Origin of the sequence: Dickeya ananatis, assembly GCF_019464615.1 — a bacterium.
Classification (GTDB): domain Bacteria; phylum Pseudomonadota; class Gammaproteobacteria; order Enterobacterales; family Enterobacteriaceae; genus Dickeya; species Dickeya oryzae.
This window is the reverse complement of record NZ_CP040816.1, coordinates 812150-826270: the sequence shown is the minus strand read 5'-3', so window position 1 is coordinate 826270 and position 14121 is coordinate 812150. Positions and strand designations below refer to the sequence as shown.

General features: G+C 57.7%; 3 protein-coding genes and 1 pseudogene (1 of these 4 running past the window's edge). All 4 read left to right on the top strand.

Going from position 1 to position 14121, the window contains the following annotated elements; translation table 11 throughout:
- The first annotated feature begins 347 nt into the window (after positions 1-347).
- Positions 348-722: a hypothetical protein gene (locus tag FGI04_RS03600; protein ID WP_407336283.1), complete on the top strand. Its 375-nt coding sequence runs from the start codon at positions 348-350 to the stop codon at positions 720-722.
- 101 nt (positions 723-823) lie between these two features.
- Positions 824-1072 (top strand): annotated as a pseudogene (locus tag FGI04_RS03595) (hypothetical protein); the annotation flags it as partial.
- A 143-nt stretch (positions 1073-1215) separates the two neighbouring features.
- Entirely contained in the window at positions 1216-1602 is a 387-nt protein-coding gene (locus FGI04_RS03590; protein ID WP_407336282.1) for an acyl-CoA thioesterase, read from the top strand.
- Positions 1603-2065: 463 nt separating this feature from the next.
- Positions 2066-14121: the start of a non-ribosomal peptide synthase/polyketide synthase gene (locus FGI04_RS03585; protein ID WP_434964878.1), read on the top strand. It continues 18547 nt past the right edge of the window; 12056 of the gene's 30603 nt are visible here — the first part of the coding sequence; the start codon lies at positions 2066-2068; its stop codon lies off the right edge, out of view.

Below are 14121 nucleotides of genomic sequence, written 5' to 3'. Positions count from 1 at the left end.
CAAAATCTGCGCAATTTTTTGCTCACTTTCCAGCATAAATCCCTGTTTGCGCAATGGATGCCGTTTTTTCGGGAAGTCTGCGCAACTTTTTGCTCAAGTTTGACTTAGGGAAAATGACGATATCATTTTTCCCTTTAAAAACCATTTTGGTGAAACTGGACGAGGTTACATGGCGTGTTTTGCTGAACACCAAAAAAGATTCAATGGAATGGGTATCAAAACCTATCCTAAACATTTGGCAACAGTTGAAGGGAAGGCTGCTGCCAAGGCTTTAGAACTCCGTTACATTACTACATATGAACGAATTTTTGGCCATATGCCACCTTATAACCCGGTGTATCATTAATATGAATTTCTCTATTGCTGTTGTCTCAAAAAATAGAGCTTATACAAAAGCATATAGGCGAGTAATGGTTGATATCCAGCCATTGATAGAAGCATTGGAAAATGCTGACATGAAGTGCCCTATCGGTGATTCAATATTAATTATGGCTAGTGATAAATGTGTTCTTAAACCTTACGAGTTAGTTGAAATACCGAATAAAGAAGCACTCTTTCAATATGCTGTAGGAATCAAAGAGTATATAAGTGATGACGAGCTGAAAAATGATTTATTTCTAATACTAAGGGGTGTCGTGAAAAAAGTTCCCTTTGCAATCCCTGATCATGAACAATATGAGAATATTTTTCGAGAGTGGGAGTCAAAATTTATTTTATTATAAAAAATAAAGCTGGAAACGATCCCAACAATCCTTCCGGCTTTTTATTTGCCGCCGCTTAGTGACGGTGATTTATCTCCTGTTACCCATGCCTAACCTGATGCGGGGCGGGCAAACCGGTGGACACCCTCGCCCGCTTCCACTACACCCGCACCGGCCTGCCGCAGGAGGCAGGCCGCCTCACCGAGTGGCAGTCTGGCAGACTGGTTCAGCACGATGACACCCATTACCAGTACGACAAGGCCGGACGGCTTATCCGTAAACAAGTGGTGCAGCCGGGCTACCGCCCGCAGGTGTGGCAGTACCGCTGGGACAGTCGCAACCAGCTGCGGGTGGTGGATACCCCGAACGGCACCCTGTGCTGGCAATGCACAGCACTGGCCCAATCACATCCCTGCTTTTATTATTCGATACACTTTCTCATTTCTTCGACAGCAGAAGTGATGTATATCAACGGGACTATCACCGTAACCATCAAATCAGGATGAGATAAGACATGTTTTCAAAATACTATGACGTTGAAGATAGCCATCTCGATTTTCAGGGCGTCGTCGATGGCCTCTATTACCCATTCTATATGGAATGGACACGCCACGCGTTCATGAAAGAATCGTTGGGTATTGATATTGAAGAGGAGTTTAAACAAGGGAAAGTCTACATGGTACTTGAGTATTCCCTGCGTTTTCGTAAAAGCCTGCAAAAAGGTGATCGGTTAGAGGTTACCTGCCAGTTAGAAAAAAATGAGAAGCGTAACCGCGTCAACTTCGTGCAACACATTAAGGTTGATGGCATCACGTATGCAGAAGCCACATTTGTCGCGACCTGCCTGAGTAACGGCCGCCCCTCCATGCCTGAAGCCGTAACCAATGCGCTAACGCTGTAATAGCGCCTGTTGCCTCCTTCACCAAAACGGGTGTATGAGGAGGCGATAGTCCATGCGCGACGATTTTCGAAATCACGGTCATGGTTAGAACAGGGTCACAAAAAATAAATTAACTACTAACGGCGAAGTAATAACCCACTAAATAATTAAAATAACCACATAACTTCTTACTTATTTTCTAATCCAAACCACTTGTTACAAAACATCTGAAAACAATTTTACTTCACTTGGAAACAGCTTGAGTTAATTAAATGAATTTAAATATTTCATATACAGATGAGCAATCAATCCTAATCATTCCGTCATATTTAATAAACCTACGTTGTATTTAATAATGGGATTGTTAGTATGCAACACGAGCGTTACCGCTTTTTGTTTTGATTGAAGTTCCTGCACCCTCATCAAAACAGGTAACTCTGGATTTTTCAAAAGGATGTGTCAGATTAAACAGGGACTAATTCATATGAGTAATAACAAAAAGCGTCGCCCATCAAACTCCCCCTCCTCGTTTCCATTATCAACCGCTCAGCAAGGCATCTGGCTGGCACAGGAAGTCAATCAGGATGCCCAACCTAGTGTATTCAAGGTTTCCAAATATACTGATATTGGTGGTCAGGTAGATGCCAATATATTGAAGGTGGCTATTGCTCAGGCAATTGAAGAGACCGAATCGTTCCGATCAGTCATTGATGTCTCGGGCCCCACACCGGTGCAGAGGGTGTTAGAAGCACCACGCTGGGCGTTTCCCACACTGGATTTCAGTACCGAACAGTACCCTGAGCAATGTGCCATCCAATGGATGCGGGAAAACCTGAACCAGCCTTTTGATATTGAGCAGGGGCCGCTTTTTTCATTTGCCCTGCTGCGCATCGCGCCTAAACGGTTTTTCTTTTATCAGTGCGCTCACCATGTGGTGATCGATGGTTACAGTGGAACCCTGATGACACGCCGTATTGCCGACATCTACTCAGCCCTGATGCAGGGACAGCCGGTGTCAGAGCACACCTTCGGCGGCATTCAGGATTTGATGACGCTGGAGCAGGATTACCACACATCCAGTCACTTTGAGCGTGACCGCCAATACTGGCTGACGTTGATGCAAAACGCCCCGGCGCCAGTCAGCCTGACCAATCAGCAGGCGCGTTGCGCTGATATTGTCAGACGAGTGCGGGCCATGAACCCTCAGGAAAGCCAGCGCGTTCGTGACCTCGCCCGCCAACACGATGCCAGCCTTGCGCAGTTATTGACCGCCCTAACCGCCATTTATCTGCACCGGATGACCGGCCAGAACGACCTGGTCATGGGGCTGCCGGTCACGGCGAGAATGACCCGTCAGCATCGAAGCCTGGCAGGCATGTCGTCCAATATCGTCCCGATGCGCTTAACCCTGTCAGCCGACCTGACCCTGAGCGAGTGCCTGCAACAGGTGAAAGGCCGCTTAAGCAGTGCGCTGCGCCACCAACGCTACCGGGGCGAACAGTTAAGAACCGACCTCGGCCTGGCGACAGAGAACCGGACATTTTATGCCACCGCGTTCAACTTCCTGCCGCTGTCAGGTGAGGTGACGTTCGACGGCCTGAACACCGCCGAGCACAATCTGGCCTTCGGCCCGGTGGACAACCTTTCCGTCACCGTCTCCGACCTCGGTGAGCATGGTCTTGAATTTTACCTGGACGCCAACGCGGCCTTGTACAGCAGCGCTGATCTGGACAGCCATCTCCAGCGTCTGCTCTGTTTTATCGCTGAGGCCGACCAGCATCAGGAGCAGCCTGTCGGCGAGCGAGAGCTGTTTGTTCCCGGCGAGCGAGCCCGCATTCTGGAACAGTGGAATGCTGCGCAGCTCGCCGGTCCTGTCAGCGACTATATCCACCTGCCGTTTGAAGCGCAGGCACGTCAACAGCCAGACGCGATAGCGTTGTCACTTAACGGTAAGACGCTCAGCTATGGTGAGCTGAACCGCCAGGCCAACCAACTGGCATGGTGGCTGCACCAACAGGGTGTGGGGCCGGACAGCCGGGTCGGTGTCGCGCTGGAGCGCAGTCATGAACTGGTTATCGCCCTGCTGGCAACCTTGAAAGCCGGGGGCGCTTACGTGCCTCTGGACCCGGATTATCCGGAGGAGCGGCTGTCCTACATGATCAATGACAGCCAGCCTGCGGTGCTGATCACCAGTCAGTCTGTCCGCGCCCGGGTCAGCCTCCTGTCTGCGCAGCCCAGCGCGATTCACCTGATCGAGCTGGATGGCGAAACCACACCGTGGCAGCAATGCCCGACAGGCAATATCAACCCGAGCGACATCGGCCTGAAGCCTCATCATCTGGCGTATGTTATCTACACCTCCGGCTCGACCGGTCAGCCCAAAGGCGTGATGAATGAGCACCGGGGCGTGGTCAACCGTCTGGCCTGGATGATTGAAGACTACGCCTTCAACGCACAAGACATCATTCTGCAAAAAACCCCCTTCAGTTTTGATGTCTCGGTGTGGGAGTTTTTCTGTCCGTTATGGGTCGGTGCAACCCTGCTGCTGGCTAAACCGGAGGGCCATAAAGACCCGTATTATCTGAGCACACTGATTGAACAGGCACGGGTGACCATCGCTCACTTTGTCCCGCCGATGTTGAGTCACTTTCTCAGTGTGCTGGAACCCGGTCAGTGCCCCAGTCTGCGAGCGATATTCTGTAGCGGGGAAGCCCTGCCTGCCGCCACCATCAGGCAGACGAGCAAGTATTTGCCCCACACGGAACTGCACAACCTCTATGGGCCGACGGAAGCCGCCGTGGACGTCACCGGCTGGGCTTGCGCCTATGACACCGACAGCGTGCTGGTCTCCATCGGTCGGCCCAAAGCCAATGTCCGCATGTATATTCTCGACCCGCAAGGGCGCCCGGTTCCTGTCGGGGTGGTGGGTGAACTCCATATTGGCGGGATACAGGTTGCGCGCGGCTACCTGAACCGGCCAGAACTGAGTGCCGAACGTTTCATTCCCGACCCGTTTTCATCTACACCCGGCGCACGCCTGTATAAGACAGGTGATCTGGGGCGCTGGCACGCCGATGGCACCATTGACTATCTTGGCCGTAACGACTTTCAGGTCAAGATCCGCGGTTTTCGCATCGAGCTGGGTGAAATTGAGTCCTGCGCACGCCACTGTGCCGGTGTCACGGACGTCATCGTCATGGCCCGAGCGGATCAACACAATCAGCCACGGCTGATTGCCTGGTTTACCGGTCATGCCGGGGTAACCGGGCTGCATGCACATCTTGCCGCTCAGTTACCGGTTCACATGTTGCCGGGCGCGTATATTCACCTTGAAACTCTGCCGCTGACGCCAAATGGTAAGGTCGATCGCAAGGCCCTGCCGGAACCCACCGAGCACGATGTGGTGCGCACCGAATACGAAGCCCCACAGGGTGAGCGCGAACAGCTTTTGGCTACCCTCTGGCAGGATCTGCTCGGTATCGACCACGTCGGTCGTCAGGATCATTTCTTCGCACTGGGCGGCCATTCCCTGCTGGCGATTACCTTGCTCGAACGTTTGCGCCGGGCCGGTTATACGCTCTCTGTCAGTCAGTTGTTCAAACAGCCAACACTGGCCGCTCTCGCCGCCACACTGACCCAAACCATCACGACCGACGCCGTACCGGCTACACTAATCCCCCTGCATGCTGAACAGATCACCCCGGCCATGCTACCGCTGGTGGAACTGACGCAGGCGCAGATCGATACCGTAGTGGCGACCGTGCCGGGCGGTGCCCGTAATGTGCAGGATATCTACCCGCTAGCACCGCTCCAGACCGGTATTCTGTTCCACCACCTGCTGCAACCGGTGGGGGATGCCTATATCACCCGCTCCATCCTGAGCTTTGAGACGCAAGCCGGGCTGGATCATTTCATTGCCGCCTTACAGGCGGTGATCCAGCGCCACGATATTCTGCGCACGGCGGTCGTCTGGGAAGGGCTGGATGACGCCGTGCAGGTGGTCTGGCGCGAGGCGCTGATGCCGGTGGAAACGCTGGTTATCCAGTCCGACGATGTCATCGGGGCGTTGCACCAAAAATTCGATCCGACGCGTTTATCCATGAACCTTGCTCAGGCACCGATGATCCAGGGGTATCAGGTCGCCGACCCGGCCAATAACCGCTGGCTGTTGTGCCTGCTGCACCACCATTTGTGTATGGACCACACCACGCTGGAACTGCTGCTGGAAGAGGTGCAGGCGCACCTTGAAGGCAAGGCCGACCAGTTACCCACTCCGCTGCCGTTCCGGCAGTTTGTCGCCCTCGCCCGTCAACAAACGGCTATACCGGCACAACAATCGGCGCAGCAGGACTATTTCCGGGCACAACTCGGGGATATTGACGCGCCCTGTGCGCCGTTTGGGCTGCTCGATATTCAGGGTGACGGTCAGGACGTCGGGCGCATTGAAGAATGTCATTTACTGCTTGAAAGCGAACTGGCGCAACGGCTGCGGGCGCAGTCACAACACCGTGGCGTCACCGTAGCCAGCCTGTTCCATCTGGCGTGGGGCCGCGTGGTGCAGGCCACCACCGGGCAGGATAACGTCGTGTTCGGCACCGTGCTGTTTGGCCGTATGGCCGGTGGTGAAGGCGCTGACCGGGTGCTGGGCATGTTCCTGAACACCCTGCCGTTACGCCTGTCGCTGGGTCAGGTGAGTGTCGAACAGGCACTGCGCCAGACGCACGACAGCCTGGCCGACCTGCTGAACGTCGAGCACGCCTCGCTGGCTGAAATTCAGCAATACAGTGGCGTTGATGCACAAAGCCCACTGTTCACCAGCCTGCTCAACTACCGTTACGACGGCGGCAGTCAGCAACTGGACACCACAGAACGGCCCGGCATCACGGGGATGCACATCCTGTTCAGTCAGGAGCGTACCCACTACCCGGTTAATATCTCGGTCAATGACCACCATGGTGTGGGCTTCAGTCTGGATGTTCAGGTCGACCAGCGTATTGGCGCAGCACGCGCCGGTCAGATGATGCTGGCGGCGCTGGCAGAACTGGCTAATGCATTAGAACAAACACCAGAGCAGCCCGTACCAGCGCTGAATATCCTGCCAGATGCGGAACGCCAGCAGGTGCTGTACGGTTTTAATAACACCGCGGCGGACTTCCCGGCGGATCAGTGCATCCATGAACGGTTTGAGCAGCAGGCCGCGCGCTCGCCGGATGCCATCGCCGTGGTCTTCGAAGGGCAGTCACTGAGCTATCGCGAACTGAATGAACAGGCCAACCAACTGGCGCACTGGCTGATTGAATTGGGTGTCAAACCGGATAATCGTGTGGCGATTGCACTGGAGCGCCGCCCTGAGCTTATCGTGGCACTGCTGGCGACCCTGAAAGCCGGTGGGGCCTATGTGCCGATTGACCCGGGTTATGCCTCACAACGATTGAGTGACATGCTGGCCGACAGTGCACCGGTAGCGCTGATTACCACCCGCACGGTACGCACTGCACTCATCACGCAGACCACCGCTGAGCTGGCGGTTGTCGAACTGGACAGTGACGCCCAGCCGTGGGCCACCTGCCCGACTGACAATATCGCACCGGCGACCCTCGGCCTGACACCGCGTCATCTGGCCTATGTCATCTACACCTCCGGCTCCACCGGGCGGCCCAAGGGTGTCATGATCGAACATCGCAGCCTGATGAACTACCTGTTCTGGAGCCTACAAACCTACCCGAACACCGCCGGTGACCGCATCCCGATGAACTCATCCATCGGTTTTGATGCCACCATTACCAGTGTATTTGTACCGATTCTGGTCGGTAAGACGCTGTATATCGTCGATAGTCAGGATGAAATCACATCGCTGTACCATGCGCTGGTGTCCGGCGAGCCGTTCAGCTTTATCAAGCTGACGCCCTCCTATCTGGATGCATTAAGCCGTCTGCTGATCAGTGATCCGAACGGTATCGACATCGCCACGCTGCCCGGTTTGCAGCAATTCATTCTCGGCGGGGAAGCCGTGCTGGAGCGCCATGTGAGTTTCTGGCGACAGCACCGGCCCGATGTGCGCATAGTGAACGAATACGGCCCGACCGAGACTGTGGTGGGGTGTTGTATGCATACACTGAGCGATCTGTGCAGCACCGGTGCGGTGCCGATCGGTCGTCCGATCGCCAATACCCGGATGTATATTCTGGATGAACACCGTCAGCCGGTGCCGGTTGGGGTAGTCGGTGAAATCTATATCGGTGGGATGGGGGTGGCACGCGGCTACCTGAACCGCCCCGACCTGACAGCGGAGCGTTTTCTGGATGACCCGTTTGTTCACGAGCCGGGGGCACGGATGTACCGCGCCGGAGACCTTGCACGCTGGAATGCTGACGGCACCCTTGACTACCTCGGCCGTAACGACTTTCAGGTCAAAATTCGCGGCTTTCGTATTGAACCTGGCGAAGTTGAATCGGCGTTGCAGTCATGCGACGGGATTAGTGATGCGGTGGTCATCGCCCAACGCACCGATACCGGCGATCACCGTCTGGTGGCCTATTACACACTCTCGGATACATCCATTTCAGATGCATCCGTTTCCATTGAGGCACTGAAACAGCAGCTCGCGCGCCGTCTGCCCGATTTTATGGTGCCGTCAGCCTACGTGCTGCTTGCCCAGATACCGCTGACCCGGCATGGCAAGGTGGACCGCAACGCCCTGCCCGCGCCGGATGACAGCGCTTTTGTCCGTACTCACTACGAGGCACCGCAAAACGCAACCGAACAGGCGATTGCCACGATATGGCAGAACCTGCTGGGGATTGAACGTATCGGGCGGCAGGATCACTTCTTCGAGCTCGGCGGCCACTCCCTGCTGGCGATTAAACTGATCGAACGCCTGCGCCGGGCGGGGTATACGCTCGCCGTCAGCGAGCTGTTCAGGCAGCCGACGCTGGCCGCACTGGCCGCCACACTGACAGCCAGCACCACCGCCGACAGCGTACCAGCCAATCTGCTCCCCCTGCAGTGTGAACAGATCACCCCGGCCATGCTGCCGCTGGTGGCATTAACGCAGGCGCAGATCGATGCCGTGCTGGCGACCGTACCGGGCGGTGCCCGTAATGTGCAGGATATCTACCCGCTGGCACCACTCCAGACCGGCATTCTGTTCCACCATCTGCTGCAACCGGTAGGGGATGCCTATATCACGCGCTCCATCCTCAGCTTTGAGGAAAAGGACGGGCTGGATCATTTTATTGCCGCCTTGCAGGCAGTCATCCAGCGTCACGACATTCTGCGCACAGCGGTCGTCTGGGAGGGGCTGGACGAGGCCGTTCAGGTGGTCTGGCGCGAAGCGCTGATGCCGGTGGAAACGCTGGTTATCCAATCCGACGATGTCGCCGATGCCCTGCAACAGCGTTTTACCCCGGCGCAGTTGCAGATGAATATCGCTCAGGCACCGATGATCCAGAGTTATCAGGTCGCCGACCCGGTGAATAACCGCTGGCTGCTGTGCCTGCTGCACCACCACCTGTGCATGGACCACACCACACTGGAGCTATTGCTCGAAGAGGTTCAGGCACACCTTGAAGGCAAGGCCGACCAGTTACCGGCCCCGCTGCCGTTCCGGCAGTTTGTCGCCCTCGCCCGTCAGCAGACGGATGCGCAGGCACAGCAGGACTATTTCCGGGCACAGCTCGGGGATATTGACGAACCCTGCGCCCCGTTCGGGCTGCACGATGTTCAGGGCAGCGGGCAGCACATCGACGAACACCATCTGCCACTGTCAGACGCCCTGGGGCAACGGCTGCGGACGCAGTCACAACGGCACGGTGTCACCGTAGCCAGCCTGTTCCATCTCGCCTGGGGTCGCGTGGTGCAGGCCACCACCGGGCAGGACAACGTCGTGTTCGGCACGGTGCTGTTTGGCCGTATGGCCGGAGGTGAAGGCGCAGACCGGGTGCTGGGCATGTTCCTGAACACCCTGCCGTTGCGCCTGTCGCTGGCGCAGGTGAGTGTCGAACAGGCGCTGCGCCAGACACACGATAGCCTGGCCGGGTTGCTGCGTTTTGAACACGCCTCGCTGGCTGAAATTCAGCAATGCAGCGGCGTTGATGCCCAAAGTCCACTGTTCACCAGCCTGCTCAATTACCGCTACGATGGCGGCAGTCAGCAACTGGATGCCACGCAGCGCTCTGGCATCGACGGTATGCACATTCTGTTCAGTCAGGAACGCTCCAATTACCCGGTCGACCTTTCGGTCAATGACCACGGCGGCAAACACTTTAGCCTTGATGTTCAGGTCGACCCGCGCATCGGTGCCGAACGGGTTGGTCAGATGCTCCTGACGACGTTGAACGCGCTGATCGACGCGCTGGAACAAACCCCGACGCAGGCAATCAACACGCTGCCCGTGCTGCCGGAAGCGGAACGACAGCGGGTGCTGTACGATTTCAATGCAACCCATACCGCATTCCCGTCAGGTCTGTGTGTGCATGAGTTGTTTGAGCAGCAAGTCGAACAGCAACCGGATGCCACGGCGGTGGTCTTCAACGAGCAGTCATTGAGTTACGGTGAACTGAACCGTCGAGCGAATCAACTGGCGCATCGGTTGGTTGAACTGGGTGTCCGGCCGGATAATCGCGTAGCGATTGCCCTGGAGCGCAGCCCTGAACTGATCGTGGCACTGCTGGCAACGTTAAAAGCGGGCGGAGCCTACGTGCCGCTGGATATCACCTACCCGCCAGAGCGTTTAGGTTACATGCTGGCCGACAGTGAACCGGTGGCGCTGATCACGACATCCACCCTGCGCGCACAGCTGACCTGCCTGTCTGCGGACACGGCGACACCACACGCCGTGATTGAACTGGAGCAGGCGTCGCCGCGTCAGATTGTCTACCCAACCGATAATATTCCCCCGGCGCGACTGGGTCTGACACCAGCGCATCTGGCCTATGTGATTTATACCTCCGGCTCGACCGGAAAACCGAAAGGTGTGATGATCGAGCATCGTCATGTCGCGCATCTGGCGATGTCTCAGGCGCAGTATTGTGCGCTGACCCGACACGACCGCGTGGTTCAGTTTGCCAATATCGGCTTTGACTATTCCGTGGCCGATATTTTCGGTTCGCTATGCTGCGGTGCCACGCTGGTGCTGCGCACCGATGACTGGATAGGCAGCATGGAGGCCTTCTGGCAGTACTGCCGTGCGTACCGCATCACCTACGCGGATATCCCCACCCAGTTCTGGAAACAACTGTGTCACGCCGGATTAGCGCTGCCTGAAACATTACGAATTGTCTGCACCGGAGGTGAAGCCGCGCCAGAAGCAGCGGTACAGAGCTGGTTTGAGAACTACCCTGAAGGCCCGGCGCTGCTCAACTTCTACGGCCCGACGGAAGCAACGGTGAATACGACCGCCCTGCGCTTTCAACCGCAGGATACGGCGGAGATCTCCATCGGTCGGCCGCTGGCCAATATGGCAATCTACATTCTTGACGCAGCCGGACAACCGGTACCGGTCGGTGTCGAAGGGGAACTCTATATCGGCGGCGTACAAGTGGCGCGAGGCTACCTGAACAAGCCAGAATTGAGTGCCGAACGTTTCCTGGTCGACCCGTTCTCAACCGAGCCGAACGCGCGCATGTACCGCACCGGTGATCTGGGCCGCTGGTATGCCGATGGCCGCATCGATTATCTGGGCCGTAACGATGATCAGGTCAAGATCCGCGGTTTCCGGGTCGAGCTCGGTGAAATCGAAACCTGCCTGCGGGCGGACTCTGATGTGAGCGACACCGTCGTCATGATCCGCCGCGGCGCTCAGGGTGAACAGCGTCTGATCGCCTGGTATGTTGGCAACGCTACCGCTGAAACACTGCGTGCGCATGTGACGGCGCACCTGCCTGCGTATATGGTGCCGTCGGCCTATGTGCAGCTCAGCGCACTGCCGCTGACGCCGAACGGCAAGGTCGATCGCAAAGCCTTACCCGACCCAGATGACAACGCCTTTGCCCGCACCAACTACGAGGCACCGCAAACTGCAACCGAACAGGCGATTGCCACGATATGGCAGAACCTGCTGGGGATTGAACGTATCGGTCGGCAGGATCACTTCTTCGAACTCGGCGGCCATTCCCTGCTGGCGATTAAACTGGCTGAACGCCTGCGCCGGGTGGGGTATACACTCTCGGTCAGTGAACTGTTCAGACAGCCAACACTGGCCGCACTGGCGACTACGTTGACCGCCACCACCACGACCGACGCCATACCGGACAATCTGATCCCCCTGCAGTGTGAACAGATCACCCCGGCCATGCTGCCGCTGGTTGCATTAACGCAGGCGCAGATCGATGCCGTGGTGGCGACCGTGCCGGGCGGTGCACGTAATGTGCAGGACATTTACCCGCTGGCGCCGCTACAGACCGGTATTCTGTTCCACCATCTGCTGACCCCCGTCGGCGATGCCTATATCTCTCCACTGATGTTGAGTTTCAGCGATAAAAACCGACTGACCGAATTCCTCAGCGCCTTGCAAGCGGTGATCCAGCGTCACGACATTCTGCGCACGGCGATCGTCTGGGAAGGCCTGGATGAAGCCGTGCAGGTGGTCTGGCGCGAGGCCGTGATGCCGGTAGAAACGCTGGTTATCGAGTCTGACGATGTCATCGGCGCGCTACACCAAAAATTCGATCCAACCCGGTTATCCATGAACATTGCTCAGGCACCGATGATTCAAGCCTGGCAGGCTGCCGACCCGGCCAATAACCGCTGGCTGCTGTGCCTGCTGCACCACCACCTGTGCATGGACCACACCACGCTGGAACTGCTGCTCGAAGAGGTGCAGGCACACCTGCAGGGCCGCGCCGACCAGTTACCGGCCCCGCTGCCGTTCCGGCAGTTTGTCGCCCTCGCCCGTCAGCAGACGGATGCGCAGGCACAGCAGGACTATTTCCAGGCACAGCTCGGGGATATTGACGAACCCTGTGCCCCGTTCGGGCGGCTCGATGTTCAGGGCAGCGGGCAGCACATCGACGAACACCATCTGCCACTGTCAGACGCCCTGGGGCAACGGCTGCGGACACTGTCACAACAGCGCGGCATCAGCGTCACCAGCCTGTTCCATCTGGCCTGGGGCCGTGTGGTGCAGGCCACCACCGGGCAGGATAACGTCGTGTTCGGCACCGTGCTGTTTGGCCGTATGGCCGGTGGTGAGGGCGCTGACCGGGTGCTGGGCATGTTCCTGAACACCCTGCCGTTACGCCTGTCGCTGGCGCAGGTGAGTGTCGAACAGGCGCTGCGCCAGACGCACGACAGCCTGGCCGGACTGCTGCGTTTTGAGCATGCCTCGCTGGCCGACGTCCAGCAATGCAGCGGCATTGACGCACACAGCCCGCTATTTACCAGCCTGCTCAACTACCGCTATAACGGCGGCAGCGAACAGACGGAGGTACAGACAGAACTGGATGGCATCGGCGTGCTGTTCAGTCAAGAGCGCACCAACTACCCGGTCAACGTATCGGTGAACGATCAGGGTGCGGCGGGCTTCAGCCTCGATATTCAGGTTGCAGAGGGTATCGGTGCGGCACGTGTCGGCGAAATGATGCGCCTCACCCTGACGGCACTGGCTGACGCACTGGCACAGGCACCGACGCAACCGGTACATGCCCTGACGGTACTGCCGGACGCCGAACGCCAGCAGGTGCTGCACGGCTTTAATGACACGGCGGCAGACTTCCCGGCGGACATCTGCATCCATCAACTGTTTGAGCAGCAGGCCGCCCGGCAGCCAGATGCCGTCGCCGTGGTCTTCGAAAACGCATCGCTGAGCTATGGCGAGCTGAACCGCCGTGCCAACCGGCTGGCGCACTGGCTGACTGAACAGGGTGTCAGGCCGGATGACCGGGTGGCGATGGCGCTGGCGCGTGGTGTCGACCTGGTGGTGGCACTGCTGGCGACGCTGAAAGCCGGTGGGGCCTATGTCCCGCTCGACCCGGCCTATCCGCCGGAGCGCCTGCAGTACATGCTGGCTGACAGCGCACCGGTGGTGCTGATTACCACCACCGAGCTGAACGCCCGAATGGCAGCCGACTGCCCGGTGATTGCGCTGGATACCCCGGCCCAGCCGTGGTCAGCCTACCCAACCGACAATATCGCCCCGGCGTCGGTGGGCCTGACGCCGCATCATCTGTCCTATATCATCTATACCTCCGGCTCCACCGGGCTGCCGAAAGGGGTACAGGTCGAGCACGGCAGCGTGGTCAACCTGTGGGCCGGGCTGGAACAGGCAGTGTATGGTTCCGCCGACCTGCAACGCGTCAGCCTCAATGCCTCACCGTCCTTTGATGCCTCGGTGCAGCAGCTGGTGCAGCTGGCCTCGGGCCGCACGCTGGTGATTGTACCCGACGCGATACGCCAGAACGGTGAACAGTTGCGCGAGTGGATGACGCAGCAGGCGCTGGATGTCTTAGACTGCACACCGTCACAGCTGGCGCTGCTGATGGCCGCCGGGCCGTTACCACCATCACTGCGCACGGTCCTGCTCGGCGGCGAAGCCATCGGTGC